The 15,048-nt window shown below is 58.5% G+C and carries 14 protein-coding genes and 1 rRNA gene; 7 read left to right on the top strand and 8 right to left on the bottom strand.

The window, feature by feature from the left end; all coding sequences use genetic code 11:
- Together ACTG3T_RS03395 and ACTG3T_RS03390 are read left to right on the top strand one after the other, a co-directional pair.
- The coding region (locus ACTG3T_RS03395) for a penicillin-binding transpeptidase domain-containing protein (RefSeq protein ID WP_439100861.1) at window positions 1-576 on the top strand (576 nt) is incomplete at its 5' end.
- Window positions 573-1,004, top strand: coding sequence for a hypothetical protein (locus ACTG3T_RS03390; protein ID WP_439100860.1), 432 nt, complete (start codon window positions 573-575; stop codon window positions 1,002-1,004). The genes ACTG3T_RS03395 and ACTG3T_RS03390, both read left to right, overlap by 4 nt.
- A 56-nt stretch (window positions 1,005-1,060) precedes the next feature.
- Here the strand turns inward: ACTG3T_RS03390 and ACTG3T_RS03385 are convergent, their stop codons facing one another.
- On the bottom strand, window positions 1,061-2,551 hold the full coding sequence (locus tag ACTG3T_RS03385; RefSeq protein ID WP_439100859.1) for an ATP-binding cassette domain-containing protein: 1,491 nt from the start codon (window positions 2,549-2,551) through the stop codon (window positions 1,061-1,063).
- 177 nt (window positions 2,552-2,728) lie between these two features.
- Between ACTG3T_RS03385 and ACTG3T_RS03380 the strand changes: the two genes are divergently transcribed.
- Window positions 2,729-3,346 carry an NUDIX hydrolase gene (locus ACTG3T_RS03380; RefSeq protein WP_439100858.1) on the top strand — a complete coding sequence of 206 codons (618 nt, stop codon included), beginning with the start codon at window positions 2,729-2,731 and terminating at the stop codon, window positions 3,344-3,346.
- A 21-nt stretch (window positions 3,347-3,367) separates the two neighbouring features.
- Here ACTG3T_RS03380 and ACTG3T_RS03375 read toward each other — a convergent pair whose 3' ends face one another.
- The 5 genes from ACTG3T_RS03375 to ACTG3T_RS03355 form a co-directional block, all read right to left on the bottom strand.
- The gene (locus tag ACTG3T_RS03375) at window positions 3,368-4,030 is read right to left on the bottom strand and encodes a delta-aminolevulinic acid dehydratase (RefSeq protein WP_439100857.1); all 663 of its coding nucleotides are present in this window, start codon (window positions 4,028-4,030) and stop codon (window positions 3,368-3,370) included.
- On the bottom strand, window positions 4,008-5,015 hold the full coding sequence (hemB, locus tag ACTG3T_RS03370) for a porphobilinogen synthase (RefSeq protein ID WP_439100856.1): 1,008 nt from the start codon (window positions 5,013-5,015) through the stop codon (window positions 4,008-4,010). The genes ACTG3T_RS03375 and hemB overlap by 23 nt, the downstream gene beginning before the upstream one ends.
- Window positions 5,016-5,033: 18 nt before the next feature.
- Window positions 5,034-6,314, bottom strand: a complete 1,281-nt coding sequence (gene hemL, locus ACTG3T_RS03365; RefSeq protein ID WP_439100855.1) for a glutamate-1-semialdehyde 2,1-aminomutase — start codon at window positions 6,312-6,314, stop codon at window positions 5,034-5,036.
- Between the two features lie 112 nt (window positions 6,315-6,426).
- Complete coding sequence (locus ACTG3T_RS03360) at window positions 6,427-6,846, bottom strand: CopD family protein (protein WP_439100854.1); 420 nt, start codon at window positions 6,844-6,846, stop codon at window positions 6,427-6,429.
- Window positions 6,847-6,876: 30 nt separating this feature from the next.
- On the bottom strand, window positions 6,877-8,619 hold the full coding sequence (locus tag ACTG3T_RS03355) for a chloride channel protein (RefSeq protein ID WP_439100853.1): 1,743 nt from the start codon (window positions 8,617-8,619) through the stop codon (window positions 6,877-6,879).
- An 88-nt stretch (window positions 8,620-8,707) separates the two neighbouring features.
- Between ACTG3T_RS03355 and argC the strand changes: the two genes are divergently transcribed.
- Complete coding sequence (gene argC / locus ACTG3T_RS03350) at window positions 8,708-9,745, top strand: N-acetyl-gamma-glutamyl-phosphate reductase (RefSeq protein WP_439100852.1); 1,038 nt, start codon at window positions 8,708-8,710, stop codon at window positions 9,743-9,745.
- A gap of 138 nt (window positions 9,746-9,883) precedes the next feature.
- Window positions 9,884-10,237 carry an iron-sulfur cluster insertion protein ErpA gene (gene erpA / locus ACTG3T_RS03345; RefSeq protein WP_439100851.1) on the top strand — a complete coding sequence of 118 codons (354 nt, stop codon included), beginning with the start codon at window positions 9,884-9,886 and terminating at the stop codon, window positions 10,235-10,237.
- On the opposite strand, the gene ACTG3T_RS03340 is transcribed toward erpA, so the two are convergent.
- Both ACTG3T_RS03340 and ACTG3T_RS03335 read right to left on the bottom strand, forming a co-directional pair.
- A complete protein-coding gene (locus ACTG3T_RS03340; protein ID WP_439100850.1) occupies window positions 10,234-11,349 on the bottom strand; it encodes an anhydro-N-acetylmuramic acid kinase in 1,116 nt (371 codons plus the stop codon). The genes erpA and ACTG3T_RS03340 overlap by 4 nt on opposite strands.
- Before the next feature lie 5 nt (window positions 11,350-11,354).
- Window positions 11,355-12,767, bottom strand: coding sequence for a peptidoglycan DD-metalloendopeptidase family protein (locus ACTG3T_RS03335; RefSeq protein ID WP_439100849.1), 1,413 nt, complete (start codon window positions 12,765-12,767; stop codon window positions 11,355-11,357).
- A 162-nt stretch (window positions 12,768-12,929) separates the two neighbouring features.
- Between ACTG3T_RS03335 and tyrS the strand changes: the two genes are divergently transcribed.
- Window positions 12,930-14,234 carry a tyrosine--tRNA ligase gene (gene tyrS, locus ACTG3T_RS03330; protein WP_439100862.1) on the top strand — a complete coding sequence of 435 codons (1,305 nt, stop codon included), beginning with the start codon at window positions 12,930-12,932 and terminating at the stop codon, window positions 14,232-14,234.
- Window positions 14,235-14,599: 365 nt separating this feature from the next.
- A 16S ribosomal RNA gene (locus tag ACTG3T_RS03325) occupies window positions 14,600-15,048 on the top strand; the annotation flags it as partial.

The following is a 15,048-nucleotide window of genomic DNA, read 5'->3' as shown; positions in this document are numbered from 1 at the left end:
GACGGCACACGCACGCCTCTTCGCAGTATTCTTTCCATCGTCAACCGGAGGGGTGAGATACTGCGCAACAACATCACCGAATACGAGCGCGCCGTGGATCCCCGCGCTGTTCATCTCCTCCATTACGCTCTGCGGGAAGTGGTGCGCGAGGGAACCGGTCGAGGCGTCTATCGTAGTCTTGCGGAGGATTTTCACGTGGCAGGAAAAACCGGGACTACCAACGATGGCCGGGACTCGTGGTTTGCGGGCTTCTCCGGGGATTTGCTGGCAGTCACATGGATCGGCAGGGACAACAACAATGCAACGGGTCTTACCGGTTCCAGCGGGGCACTGCGCATCTGGGCGGACTTTATGGCCCAGGCGGCGACCCGCCCTCTGAGTTATCGCATGCCCGCAGGCGTAGAGCTCCATCGCGTGGACGACCGCAGCGGCGAGCTTACGGGAGAGGGTTGTGCCAACGCGCGGCTGTTGCCGTTTGTCACCGGATCTGAACCGGCCCGCAGCACCGGTTGTGTGCCTAAATCCGAAGGCATCCGGGGCTGGTTCGAGAAGCTGTTCGGGGGGAGTGAGGGGTGATGAGGCCATCAGGCGCTATCCAGAAGTCGCTGCTGATTGTTGTTCTGCTTGCTCTTGCTGCCTGCGCCTCAGGTCCGACCCCGGTGCCCCCGGAGGCGCCCGAAGCCAGGGAGCGTTCCTCGCGGATGCCCACGCCCACCGTGCCCACCGTGCCCACCGATGGAAGCTCGCCGCCGACAGCCAGTCCCGTCGACAGTTTGCTGGAGGAGGCCCGTGCCTTTCGTGACCGGGGCAATTTGTCCGCAAGCTTTGCCCGTCTCGAGCGAGCTCTGCGTATTGCGCCTCAGCGCGCCGAGGTTTACCTGGAGCTGGCACGAAGCCATGAGGCTGCGGGACGACCCGGGCGCGCCTCTGCCAGTGCCGAACGAGGGTTGCTGTACTGCGGTAAGTCCACCTGCACAAAGCTCAGGCAATTTATCGATTATTAAGCTGACTCAGCAGGGCCCGTGAGTCAAAAGCTTCGAGTCCAGGGAGCACGCGTCGTTTATCGCTCACTAACTTGCACTCGCGAGCCATCCTCACGGGGTTCAAAATGCAGAACCTGGTTGATGCAGCGCGGCAGTTCCCCCACGGTATGACTCACAAACAGCAGCTGACATCGCCCCTGATCGATGACGTGATCAACGGCCTCCAGCAGCATTTTACGGTGGCGGGGATCAAGACTCAGGGTGGCCTCATCGAGGAGCAATATCTCGGGCTCTTTGACCATGGCCCGCGCGAGGAGCACCAGCCGCTGAAGACCAAAGCTCAGGGTATGAAATTCGCTTTCTTTGTGTGCTGACAGACCGAGTGCGACAAGCCAGTCGCGCGCGCCCGAGCGCTGCTGGTCGCTGGGGCGGTCCCGGAGCCCAACGCTGTCAAAAAAACCCGAAAGCACGACGGACTCAACGCTGCTGCCATTGGGCACGGCGAATTGCATGCGGGCATCCACCCGTCCAAAGCGAGCTTTGATGTCCCAGACACTCTCGCCACTGCCGCGACGGCGACCAAAGAGCGAAACGTTCTGGCCATAGGCTTTGTGGTTATCGCCGGTGAGTAGGTCCAGCAGCGTGCTCTTTCCGCATCCGTTGGGGCCGACGATGACCGTGTGCTGCTGCGGAGCCATGCGCCAGGTGAGGTCCCTGAACACGCAAAGATCACCAAATGACACAGCGACGTCCTGAAGTTCTATGGTGGGTTCAGAGCGAGCAGGAGCGCCGGTCAGTTTTTCTCCCGGGAGCGCAGAAAATTCCAGAGCAGATGGTTCCAGCAAACGTATTCCCTCGGGGCTCTCAAGCACGGTCTGCGGATCGCCCATGGCGGTGATACGCCCGCCCTCGAGGAGCATCAGTTTATTGCAGGCGTCGGGGATTTCCTCAGCGCTTCGGCAAAGCGTCAGCACTGCGGGGGTTTGCGCCATGATGCTGTCGAGGGCTTCGCGCAGTCGCTCCTGGGTGGCCACATCCAGTCCATCGAGAGGGCTGTCAAGAATGAGCAAGGCCGGTTTGGAAAACAGCGCGCTGGCGAGGAGCGCTTTACGCATCTGTCCGGTGCTGATGTAGCGCAACCCGCGATCCAGAATGTCGCCGATACCCAGGAGTTCAATGAGCGCGTCGCTGTCTGTTTTTGACCAGCCTTCGGTGGGCAACAGGTCGATTACCCGTGTGCCTATATCCCGGGCATCGGTTTCGAACTCCGCGCAATCGAGCTTTTGATCCCGTTCGCACAGCCGTCGACCCCGCTCGAAGCAGACATAGGCGGTGCCGCCGTCGCGTAAAGCCGCACTGCGATGAAACGTCCCCGCAAAACGGGTTTGCTCCCCGGCAATCACCGTCGCCAGGGTGGTTTTGCCGGCACCGTTAGCGCCGAGTATTGCCCAGTGCTCCCCCGGCACCCAGCGCCAGGAGATGCCCTGCAAAGCGGGTTTTGCGCGATAACTGAGAGCGAGATTCTCCAGGGAAAACAGCGCGTTTTGCTTTTCGTTGATGGCAGACACAGGAACATCCCGGAGCGTGACGGCGGGCAGTGTAAATGACTGGCTACCCTGGCGTGTAGCTTCAGATTGTCATGCCATGGGCCGCGTCATTCCCTCCGCAGGATGCCGCCTTTGCAAGCAAGCGGTACCATGGGCGTAATAATTAGTTTTGAAACTTTCGCCTTAAGGCATCAAACCGTGTCCATCGCTCTCCTACAAATGGCCGAATCCAGGCTGGCCGGCCACCGGCCTTCCCGAAAGTGGCTCAAAGGCATCATGAAGCGCGCTGCCGTTGCGCTGATACTACAGCTGAGGGAGGGAGAGCTGGGGGTGTTGATGATCCGCAGGGCGGATCGCGAGGGAGATCCCTGGTCGGGCCAAATGGCGTTTCCCGGCGGACGGAGAGAGCCTATTGATGAAAACGATCTGGAGACCGCCCGGCGGGAAACCGAGGAAGAAATCGGCCTCCATCTTGGATCGCAGGAACCCTGCATCGGGGCCTTGTCCGAGCTTAATACCATCAATAGCCGGTTCCGCGGGCTGGTGATATCACCCTACGTCTTCCATCTGGAACGGAGTGTGAATTTTCACCCCAACCACGAGGTAGCGGAGGTGGTGTGGGTGCCCCTGGAGTTCCTTCTGGATACGGATAATCGTGAAGAGATGGTCTGGGAGCGCAATGGCATGAAGCTGCGCATGCCCTGTTATTTTTATGAGGAGCGGCGTATCTGGGGTTTGTCCCTACGGATGCTGGATGAGCTTATGGACGTGGTGGCAGGGAAGTCGCCCGAGCGTAAGCGCTGGCGTCGTTTCTAGACGCTGGCCGCTTCACGACGTCTATTGTCGGCCGATGTCTTCATCGCCCCGCAGAAATGCCTTGGTATCTAGAAACAGTTCCATCATTGCGGGGTCTTCCCGGCTTGCCTCCAACAGGGCCTCGCTGTCCGTTTCGCCGCGTAAAAAAGCGCGGATCACATCCATAAATACCGGCGTCATGTCCGGGTCTCTGGCCCAGCGGGGTGCGTTGACGAGGTTTCCCGTGACCACTTCTCCATTATAGGTGAGCCAGTAGCCGCCGCAGCTCGAGAGGTAGTAGTCGTCGAGGCGCCCAAAACTCTGGTTGGGGGTCGATGGATCAAAGCCGCCGCTGGGCACCTCGGTGATGCGTTTGAGCGCCAGTATCCAGCGGGACCCCACGGGGAAATCCTCCGCCGGTGGCCGGCAATAGTCTTTTGTCTCCATCCACACGCGAACATCGTCGAGATAGGAGTTGCCGCTCAGTTTTTCTTCTATGGCGACGTCCACTGCGTTGCCCTTGATCTGCAGAACCTCGGCCGCAATGATGAGATCCGCTGATGCCTGGACGTCGCTGAAGGAGCCCTCCCACAGGCAGCCGCATTCGGCGCGGAGGGTGCCGGAGGCGAGCAGGAGCGCCAGGGCAACAACGCCCAGGAGCCCTCGTATCGCCGAGGCGCTTTTATTGGAGCGCGCGAGCAGCATCCAGTGCGAAGTAGCTGAGAATGCCAACGCAACCCGCGCGCTTAAAGGCGAGTAATGACTCCAGCATCACAGCCTCGCGATTGAGCCAACCGTGTTCAAAGGCGGCCATGTGCATGGCGTACTCGCCGCTGACCTGATACGCAAAAGTGGGCGCTTTGAGTTCTTCGCTGACGCGTCGGGCAATATCCAGATAGGGCATGCCGGGCTTGACCATGATCATGTCAGCCCCCTCGTTCAAATCCAAAGCGCATTCGTGGAGGGCCTCGTCGCTGTTGGCAGGGTCCATCTGATAGCTGAACTTGTTGCCGCCCTTGATGTTACCCGCAGAGCCCACGGCATCACGAAAGGGGCCGTAGTAACTGGAGGCATACTTTGCTGCATAGGACATGATGAGGGTGTTCACGTGTCCGGCATCCTCCAGAACGCCGCGAATGGCGCCGATGCGACCGTCCATCATGTCCGAGGGTGCCACTATATCTGCGCCTGCCGCCGCGTGGCTGGCTGCCTGCCTTACCAGCACTTCCGTGGTGCGATCGTTCAGTACATAGCCCTGCTCGTCGATAATGCCGTCCTGACCGTGGGTGGTGAAGGGATCCAGGGCCACATCTGTCATTACGCCCAAATCGGGTTGCGCCGCTTTCAAAGCACGCACGGCACGCTGGGCGAGGCCATCGGAATTGAAGGCCTCCTCAGCATCGAGGCTCTTCTGTTCTGTGGAAACGACGGGAAAGAGCGCAATGGCCGGAATGCCCAGACTCACCATCTCCGCCGCAAGCTCGACCAGCAGGTCGATGCTCAGGCGCTCCACGCCGGGCATGGAGGGCACGGCTTCCCGTTGGTTTTCGCCCTCGAGTACAAAAACCGGGTAAATCAGGTCATTGGGCGACAGGGCGTTCTCACGAACGAGGCGCCGGGCAAAGTCATTGGCGCGAAGGCGGCGCATGCGCGTGCCGGGGAAGGGGCTGCGAGTGGATGTAAAAGCCATAGGTGCGTACTCCGAAACTTAAAGTGCCGCGAACGCCGTGGCGGCAGCAGCGACGGTTTCTTCGATATCAGCGTCTGTGTGCGCTGCCGACATGAAGCCCGCTTCGTAAGAGGCGGGTGCGACATACACGCCGAGTTCGAGCATGTGGTGAAAGAAGCGCCCAAAGCTGTCTGTGTCGCAGGCCATGACATCGGCGTAATTGGATACGCTGTCGGCTTCGGTGAAAAAGCCACCAAACATGGTGCCGGCGTGGTTAGTGGTAAAGGGTACGCCCGCCTTGTCTGCCGCCTGCTGCATGCCGTCACAGATCGCCTGGGTGTGGGCAAAAATGGGCTCATAAAATCCCGGACGGGAAATAATACGCATGGTGGCAAGTCCCGCAGCCATGGCGATGGGGTTACCGGACAGGGTGCCGGCCTGATACACCGGACCCAGCGGCGCAATCTGCTCCATGATCTCGCGCTTGCCGCCAAAGGCGCCCACGGGCATACCCCCGCCGACGATCTTGCCGAGGCAGGTGAGGTCGGCTTCGATGCCCAGGTGCCCCTGGGCGCCGTGGGTGCCAAAGCGGAAACCAGTCATGACCTCGTCGAGAATTAACACAGCGCCGCTGGCAGTGCAGACTTCACGCATGGCAGTCAGGAACTCCGGCGTGGGTAGCACGCAGTTCATATTGCCTGTGACCGGCTCAACGATGAGGCAGGCAATGCGGTCGCCATGCTCCGCAAAGGCCTGGCGGAGTCCTTCGGGGTCGTTGTAGGTGAGGGTCATGGTGTAGTCAGCCAAGGCGTTGGGAACACCGGGGGAGCTGGGAACCCCCAGGGTGAGCGCGCCGGAGCCGGCTTTGATCAATAGCGAATCCGAATGTCCGTGATAGCACCCCTCGAATTTCACAATGATGTCGCGACCGGTGTAGCCCCGGGCCAGGCGTATGGCGCTCATGGTGGCTTCGGTGCCGGAATTCACCATGCGCACAAGATCCATGTTCGGCATGATGTCGCAGAGGGTGTCGGCGAGTTCGATCTCGAGTTCCGTTGGCGCGCCAAAGCTGAGGCCTTTCTCGGACTGACGAACCACGGCCTCCCGCACCTCCGGATGATTGTGGCCCATGATCATGGGCCCCCAGGACAGTACGTAATCGGTGTAGCGCTTGCCGTCGCAATCAAAAATATAAGGGCCTTCGGCCCGATCGATAAATACGGGGGTGCCGCCCACGGCCTTGAATGCCCGCACGGGCGAGTTCACTCCGCCGGGAATATGTCGGGAAGCGCGTTCGAAAAGCTCGGATGATCGGCTCATGGTGTTGCCGTTCCTTCTTGGTTGTCGTTGGATTTCAATGGCGTTTTTCTGGGTTTGTTGGGCCAGATTATGACGGTTTCTCTTCAGGGTCGCCGCTACTGCCGCAATGTTGTCAGAATGGCTTGAGGACTACCAGAAATACGATGGCGAACAGAAAGAGCACGGGGATTTCATTAAAAAACCGATAAAACACATGGCTGTGGTCGTCCTCATTGGCGTTGATGCGCTTTACATAGCGTCCGCACTGGAAATGGTAAACCACCAGAAATGCAACGCCGGCAAGCTTCAGCCAAAGCCAGGTGGCGCCCAGGTAATAGCTGGCGTTTACGCTGATCAGGCCCACACCAAACACGATGGTGAGGGCCATGAAGGGTGTGACAAAACGGTAGAGCTTTCGCGACATCAGGGCCAGTTGGGCGCGGGTCTCCGGGTGTTCGCAGGCAGCGTAGTTGACGAAGAGCCGCGGCAGGTAGAACAGGCCGGCGAACCAGCAGACAACAAAAATGATATGAAGGGCGCGCAACCAGAGCATGGGATGAATCCTAGGTGTTAGCGTTAAATGTCAGTTATTCAGGTGGTCGAGAGTAAAGCGCTCTATGCGGTCTCGGGTCACGATGCCGCGAAGACGTCTCTCACCCTTCCTGCCGCGAGTGTACACACACACGGCCTCGACGGTGCGAGCCTTCAGTATATCCAGCACCTGTCTGAGTGTGGCCTGCTCCGGAACTACCGTTATGGTCCAGCGCCGTAGCGATGATTCTGTGACGCTGCGTATGGAGGATTCCTCAGAGTCCCGGGCGGGGTCCTCCTCCAGCCAGCCCATGAGTTCGTGACCACTGACCAGGAAGAGGTCTTCCCCTTCCCGACTCACCAGACACCAGTTGGGCACCTGCAGGGCAAGCGTTGCCGAGACCGCAGGCTTGACCTGCTCCCCAATCACGACAACGCTGCCGTCAATCACTGCGTTGACATCCGTGCGGTGGAGCAGTTGGTTCAGGGGGTCGTCGGGGAGTTGGCGCCGCAGTTGGCCAAGCACGCTGCGGTGAGCCGAGCGCTGTCGGAAGACGCTGAGATTGGTGAGGTTTGCCACGATGATGGCCAGCATTGCGGGCATGGCCACGCTGGTGCTTTGAGTCAGTTCGATGGCGGCGAGGCAGGCCGCCAGCGGCGCACCAAAGGCGGCCCCCATCGCTGCTGCCATCCCGATGGTGACGTAAAGGGTGGGATCCGGGGCGACTACCGGGTAGAGCTGATTCCCTAATTGTCCGAAGAAGCCGCCGATGCACGCGCCGATAAGCAGCGTGGGTCCGATGATGCCCACGGGCATACCAAAACCGACGCTGATCCCTGTGGCGAAGATTTTCGCGACTGCGATCAACAATAGCGCGCCCAGAGCGATCTGGCCGTACATCACGTTTCCCAGGGTGTCGTAGCCAATCCCCAGGGCCTCGGGAATGGTGACGCCCAGAGCGCCGGTGACCAATCCGGCCAGGGTAAAGCGAAGAATTACGGGCCACTTGCCAAAACTCGCGCTTATGGTGCTCACGCGAATGAGCATGGCCGCAGCGCAGCCACAGAGAAACCCCAGGAGCGCTATGTAGGGGATTTCCCAGAGGGTCGTTAACTGCGCGCTGGACATATCAAAAATTTCGTCACCGCCGCCAAAGCGCTGGCTTAGCACGGAAGCGGCGACCGCTGACAGCATGACGGGCATGAAACCTACCACCGTGTATTCGGCGATGATCACCTCCATCGCAAAAATCACCCCGGCAAGCGGCGTATTGAAGGCGGCGGCAATACCCCCCGCGGATCCACAGGCAATAAGGATGCGCAGGCTATTGTTCGGCAGTGCCAGCCTTTGGCCAATAACGCTGTTGATGGCGCTCCCGAGATGCACGCCGGGGCCCTCCCGGCCCCCGGATTGCCCCGTAGCGAGGGCTACGATCCCTGCAAAAAACTGCACCACGGCGTTGCGCCAGGGGAGCATGCCGTAGCTGCTGTGGAGGCGACTGATCACGTGGACAATACCCACTTCGCGATTCTCAGGACGCAAAAAAGTAAAGGCCGCTCCCAGTGCCAGGCCACCGAGCACTGGCAATAAAAAGCGTGGAAGCGTGTCGAGTCCTTCGTAGTCTTCTGCACGATTCCCCACGTCCCAGAGCAACGCCAGTTGATCGATGCCGTGCTCAAAGGCGATAACTGCTGCGCCCGAGGAAATGCCGGCAATGATGCCCAGCAACGCGTAGGCCGGCACAGAGTCATAGCGCGTCAGGGCGCGGCGATAGGATCCGAAGCTGAAGGGCAAGCGGCTATTCCAGCATTAAAGCGCCAATGGTAGCAATTCTAGGGGGCGCTTTGGCGATATACTCATCTCCCCAATAGGCGGAGGCAGCATGATTAAGGTTGGTATTGTGGGTGGTACGGGGTACACGGGTGTTGAGCTTCTGCGCCTGCTTGTTGCCCATCCTCAAGTAGAGATAGCCCTGATTACCTCGCGGGCAGAGGCGGGACGGTCGGTGGCGGACCTGTTTCCCAGTCTCCGGGGACGTCTCGAGCTGAGTTTTACAGATCCGGATGATAATGCGCTGGCGGCCTGCGATGCGGTGTTTTTTGCCACACCGCACAATGTCGCCATGCGCAGCGTGCCTCGTTTGCTTGCCGCTGGAACCCGGGTCATAGACCTTTCTGCGGACTTCCGTATTCGTGACGTTGCGGTATGGGAGCGGTGGTATGGAGAAACCCACCTGTGCCCCGAGCTCCTCGACGAGGCTGTCTACGGTCTGCCGGAGCGAAATCGCGAAAAGATTCGCGGTGCAAAGCTGCTGGCCTGTCCGGGGTGCTATCCCACCGCCGTGCAATTGGGATTCATGCCTTTGCTGCAGGCAGGCTTTGTGGATACAAAATCGCTCATAGCCAATGCGGTCTCCGGCGTCAGCGGTGCGGGCAGGCAGGCCAAGGTTGATAATCTCCTCAGCGAGGTAAGCGATAGCTTCAAGGCCTACGGGGTGAGTGGGCATCGGCATCTGCCAGAGATTGAGCAGGGGCTGTCGGCAATGGCATCCGAGCCGGTATCGCTAACTTTTGTTCCCCATCTCGCGCCGATGATTCGCGGGATTCATGCCACGCTGTATGCATCGTTAAACGAAGCAGGCCGGGCCGCCGAGCTGCAGGCGCTTTTTGAGGAAGCCTACGCCGATGAACCTTTCGTCGACGTGTTGCCCGCCGGACAGTATCCCCAGACCCGCAGCGTGCGCGGTGCCAATAGTTGCCAATTGGCGCTGACCGTACCCCAGAACCGGGAAACCGTGGTGGTGACTGTGGTAGAGGACAATCTGGTAAAAGGCGCAGCGGGACAGGCTATCCAGTGCATGAATTTGATGTTCGATGAGGACGAGAGCCTGGGGATTGCCCAGCCGGGCCTGTTGCCCTGACCGTGCTTTACCCATGGCGATATCCGGCGCCTCTCGCTATACTTGAGCTTCACGCTTGGTTTTATTAGCCTGCTTTTGTGCGGAACGAGATTCCTCTCCTGATGTCGCAGAAAGACAGATTTTAATCATTGGAATTGCATGACTGTTGCTGAAGCTTTTGACCCGAACGCCATTACCTTGTCTGCCCGCGCAGTTAGCAAGGTGCGTGAGCTCGTGAGCGAGGAAGAAAACACCGAGCTCAAATTACGCGTGTTTATCACCGGTGGCGGGTGCTCAGGATTCCAGTACGGGTTCTCCTTCGACGAAGACGCCGCAGAGGACGACACCACCATTGAGCGCGAGGGCGTCACAGTCCTTGTAGACCCCATGAGCTTCCCCTACCTGGCGGGTTCAGAGGTTGACTACAGCGAAGGCCTCGAAGGTTCGCGGTTTATTGTGAACAATCCCAATGCGACCACGACCTGTGGCTGCGGAGCGTCCTTTTCGGTCTAGGCCGGAAAAATTGCCCCCAGCACCCGCGGGCCTTCAGCGCCGGTCACTGTCTCCGCGTTGCCCGGCAATCCCGACAAGGTTCGATGGGCTAACCAGGCAAAGGCGCAGGCTTCTACCCACTCCGCAGCAAGGCCAAGTTCGTCGGTAGTACCCAGCCGAATCCGAGCCTCGTTCAGCCGGGCGTGCAATCTGCGCATCAGATCCGTATTTCGTGCCCCACCACCGCACACAAAAAGAGCCTCAGGGGGTTCTTCGCAGCGCTCAATACTGTCGGAGATGGCAAAGGCGGTCAGCTCTGCGAGGGTGGCCTGAACGTCACCGTCGGACTCTTCGCCCTCTAGGTGGCTGTTGAGCCAGGTCATATTGAACAACTCGGGGCCGGTGCTTCTGGGGCCGGATTTCGAGAAGTAAGCATCGGTCTTTAACCGATTAAGGAGTGCGACGTCTGTCGCATGTTCCGCAGACCAGGCGCCGTCGGCATCAAAATCAACACCACGATGCCTACGAATCCACCCGTCCAGGAGAGTATTCCCGGGTCCGCAGTCAAAGCCAGCCGTTACCTCCTGTCCTTTTAACAATGTGGCGTTGGAGATGCCGCCAATGTTTACGATAGCGCGGCGCTGCTTGTCGTGACCGAATTGGGTGGCATGAAAGAGAGGAACTAGAGGAGCGCCCTGGCCTCCTGCAGCGATGTCACGACGCCGAAAGTCAGCAACAGTGGTAATGCCAGTGAGCTCGACAATGCTGGCTGGGTCACCGATTTGCAGGGAGTAACACGCGTCGGGAGGGCCGATGGGCTGGTGCCTGATGGTTTGTCCATGACTCCCCAGAGCCGTGATATCAGATGCTTCCAATTTGGCTCTGAGCAGTAAGGCGTTGCTGGCGCGGGCAAACTCCAGTCCTACCGCGCGGTCGAGAGTTGCCAGGCGATCAACACTTTCTGTCTTGCCGGAGGCCAGCTCCGCGAGTTTTGTTCGTAGCGCCGGGTCGTATGCCTGGCTATAGGTGGTTTTGAGACGCGCGTGACCATCGGTGATTTCCACCAGGACGGCGTCGATGCCGTCCATACTGGTGCCGGACATCAGCCCGATAAACAGGCCTTCGGATGTCATGCCGATCAGGGCGCGCCGATACCGTCGCTGGTCGTGGCTCTGGCCAGGCGTCTCTCTTCTCTCAGCTGCGTCAGACGCGTTGAGGCATCAGCAATTGCGACGCGAAAACGCGGCATTTCTTCTTTGGGAAGTGATTTGGCCTTGGGCAGGCTCTTGTGAATAGTGCGGGGATTGCGATGCACGCCGCCGACCAGGAATTCGTAGTGAAGGTGAGGACCCGTCGCCGCCCCGGTAGAACCCACAGTGCCAATGACCTGGCTTTGTACGACGCGCTGACCACGCTTCACCTTGCGCTTGTTCAGGTGCAGATACTTGGTGACGTAGCGGTCGCCATGCTGGATAAAAACATAATTGCCATTAGCACGCGTGTAGCCCGCCTCGATGACCCGGCCATCACCTGCAGAGAATACGGGCGTGCCGCGGGGAGCCGCGTAATCAGTCCCGTTGTGGGGTCTCACGGTTTTGTAAATGGGGTGACGCCGCCGCGGATTAAAGCCCGAGCTGATTCGTGTGAAATCCACGGGAGCCATGAGGAAGGCCTTGCGCATGCTCACACCATCCGCGTTGTAATAGCTTGTCATGCCGTTGTTGTCGATGTATCGGTAGGCATCAAAACGCTCGCCGCGGTTGGTATAGGACGCAGCAACAACTTTGCCGTCTTCGTACTTCTCACCGTCCAGATAGAGTTCCTCGTAGAGGATCTCCATGGTGTCTCCCTTACGCGGGTCCATAACGAAGTCAATTACCCCGCTTAGGATGATTGCGGCTTCCATAATGAGGTTGCTGGAGAGTCCCGCTTCCTTACCCGCAAGAAACAGCGACGACTCAATTTCCACCGTTGCCCAGTTCAGACGCTGCTCGGGCTCCCGTACCTTCCGTTCGGAGGAAAAACCGCCATCCATACGTCGATAGACCACTGACTGGAGTCCATTGATGGTGTGGCGTACCGCCGCAAGACCGCCGCTCTCGTCGCGCAAAAAAGCGAGGCTCTGGCCCGGATAAATCCTTTCGAGATCACGACCTTGAGGTGCTGTGTGCACGATTTGATAGACATCGGCAGTACTGAAGCCGGCTCGCTTGAAGAGCAGCGAGAGATTGTCGCCGCTGCGCACAATAAATTCTTCCCAGGGCTGGGAGGCGGACGGAGTGGGCTCTTCAGTGAGTTTGTCGACCGCAGCTACGGCCTCGGCAGCCTCAAGTATCGGCGCAACTTTCTGCTCGGGTAACGCCCCAGATTCATCGGTCAGGTTGGTTTCGGCAACACTCCGCGTGGCGTTCACGTCGCCCGACGGGGTTATGATCGCTGCTAGTGCGACCAGTGCCGACAGGCCCGCCACCGCAAGAATGTGGTGGTGAGAAATGCCTTGGCGGTCAGCGACGGGAGTCGCTCCGCGGGGTGATTTTTTGTGGTTGAACATGTCACTGGCCCGATTGCTGGGGTGTGAGTATATAAAAAAGGTACGTTTTTAAGATAGTGATGGATTTCACCTCTTGCGTTCAGCGTTTTCTCCGGTAAGGTCGCCAGCCTTCCGATCAGTATGAATCCAGAGAGCCTGCCCAGGGGTGGCTCCGCAATAAAAGTGATGGCCATGACAAGTGCACTGCTTACAGAGCTTCAGCAGCGGGAGCTGATCTTTCAGATAGCCGGCGAAGACAAACTGCCCCAATGGCTGGATGGGGGCTCACGGTCGCTATATTGCGGCTTTGATCCCACGGCGGACAGCTTGCACATCGGATCACTGGTTCCCCTGTTAATGCTGCGGCGCTTTCAATTGGCGGGTCATCGGCCCATCGCGCTGGTGGGTGGTGCCACGGGTCTCATTGGTGATCCCAGTTTTAAAGCTCAGGAGCGGCAGTTGAATACCCCTGACGTCGTGGAGAGCTGGGTAGAGAAGCTGACTCATCAGGTCTCCCGCTTCGTGGATTTCGATGCGGGGCCGCAGAGTGCTGTGGTGGTGGATAACCTGGAGTGGACCCGCGACCTGGATGTGCTTTCCTTCTTACGCGATATAGGAAAGCATTTCTCGATCAATTCCATGATTCAGAAAGAGTCGGTGAAGCAGCGCATCGAGCGAGAGGGTAGTGGCATCAGCTTTACCGAGTTCGCCTACATGATCCTCCAGTCCTATGACTTCGCTGAGCTCTACAAGCGCTATGACTGTGGTCTACAGCTGGGCGGTTCGGACCAGTGGGGAAATATCACCGGGGGTATCGACCTGACGCGGCGCCTCCATGGCGGCCAAGTCTATGGTTTGACTATGCCTCTGATCACCAAGTCTGACGGCAGCAAGTTCGGGAAGACAGAGTCGGGAACGATTTGGTTGGATGCGGCGCGGACCTCGCCCTACAGCTTCTACCAGTTCTGGCTTTCCGTTGCCGATGAGGATGTCTACCGATTTCTTCGCTATTTCACGTTTTTGCCCGTTGCTGATATCGCAGAGATCGAGCGCAGTGATGCCCAGCGCAATGGTCGGCCAGAGGCGCAGCGTATTTTGGCGGAAGAGGTCACCAGGCTGGTTCACGGGGGGGAGGGGCTTGCTGCGGCTCAAAGAATTACTGAGAGTCTGTTCAGTGGTGAGCTCGGCGGTCTGTCCGCGCAGGACCTGGAGCAGTTGATGCTGGATGGATTGCCTGCCAGTGTGCTGAATGACAGCAATCTTCCCGACACGCTAACCCAGCTGCTAACCGAAGCCGGACTGGCGGCGTCGGGCAAGCAAATCAAGGATGCACTCCAGCGCGAGGCGGTGATCGTTAACGGCCGGGCGCTGGGCATGGCTGACAACGCAGCAGTCAGCGAGGTTTTTGCTCGCGAGAACGCGCTGTTTGGGCGCTTCCACCTGGTGCGCGTAGGTAAGAAAAAGTACCATCTCTTTGCTCAAAACTGAGTGCTGTGAGCGGCCTGTCTGGCAGCTGATAAAACTAATTGGAAATATCTCTTGCGCAGCCTTTCCGAGTGAGTATAATGCGCCTCCCGCTAATCGTGATGGTGAGCGGAAAACAACGGACCCGAGCGGTTTGTTGGATATTTAACAAGTAGATGAAGACAGAAGTGTGGGCACTTGTTGGGATAGTTGTTTAACGACTATTCAGACACAACAAGTGACTCATCAATTCAAAGTCATTGGATCTCTTTGGAGATTTGGTGGCGCAGTAATTTTTGATTTCGAATTGTGTCTGAGCCGAGATTTGTTGGTGAGCGCGGGTAACTGTGAAAACCAACCCTCATGCCTTCGGGCTGAGGTTAAAGATTAAACTGAAGAGTTTGATCATGGCTCAGATTGAACGCTGGCGGCAGGCCTAACACATGCAAGTCGAGCGCGAAAATACTTCGGTATGAGTAGAGCGGCGGACGGGTGAGTAACGCGTAGGAATCTATCCAGTAGTGGGGGACAACATGGGGAAACTCATGCTAATACCGCATACGTCCTAAGGGAGAAAGCGGGGGATCTTCGGACCTCGCGCTATTGGAGGAGCCTGCGTTGGATTAGCTAGTTGGTGGGGTAAAGGCCTACCAAGGCGACGATCCATAGCTGGTCTGAGAGGATGATCAGCCACACCGGGACTGAGACACGGCCCGGACTCCTACGGGAGGCAGCAGTGGGGAATATTGCGCAATGGGCGAAAGCCTGACGCAGCCATGCCGCGTGTGTGAAGAAGGCCTTAGGGTTGTAAAGCACTTTCAATTGGGAGGAAAAGCTA

Source organism: Congregibacter sp. (assembly GCF_965660375.1).
Taxonomy (GTDB): Bacteria; Pseudomonadota; Gammaproteobacteria; order Pseudomonadales; family Halieaceae; genus Congregibacter.
This window is presented reverse-complemented; position numbering and strand designations above follow the sequence as displayed.

What these genes read in the sequence shown, in the direction of transcription:
- ACTG3T_RS03375 (WP_439100857.1), bottom strand. Translation starts at nt 4,030, where the DNA reads ATGCTGCTCGCGCGCTCCAATAAAAGCGCCTCGGCGATACGAGGGCTC.
- hemB (WP_439100856.1), bottom strand. Translation starts at nt 5,015, where the DNA reads ATGGCTTTTACATCCACTCGCAGCCCCTTCCCCGGCACGCGCATGCGC.
- hemL (WP_439100855.1), bottom strand. Translation starts at nt 6,314, where the DNA reads ATGAGCCGATCATCCGAGCTTTTCGAACGCGCTTCCCGACATATTCCC.
- ACTG3T_RS03360 (WP_439100854.1), bottom strand. Translation starts at nt 6,846, where the DNA reads ATGCTCTGGTTGCGCGCCCTTCATATCATTTTTGTTGTCTGCTGGTTC.
- argC (WP_439100852.1), top strand. Translation starts at nt 8,708, where the DNA reads ATGATTAAGGTTGGTATTGTGGGTGGTACGGGGTACACGGGTGTTGAG.
- erpA (WP_439100851.1), top strand. Translation starts at nt 9,884, where the DNA reads ATGACTGTTGCTGAAGCTTTTGACCCGAACGCCATTACCTTGTCTGCC.
- ACTG3T_RS03340 (WP_439100850.1), bottom strand. Translation starts at nt 11,349, where the DNA reads ATGACATCCGAAGGCCTGTTTATCGGGCTGATGTCCGGCACCAGTATG.
- ACTG3T_RS03335 (WP_439100849.1), bottom strand. Translation starts at nt 12,767, where the DNA reads ATGTTCAACCACAAAAAATCACCCCGCGGAGCGACTCCCGTCGCTGAC.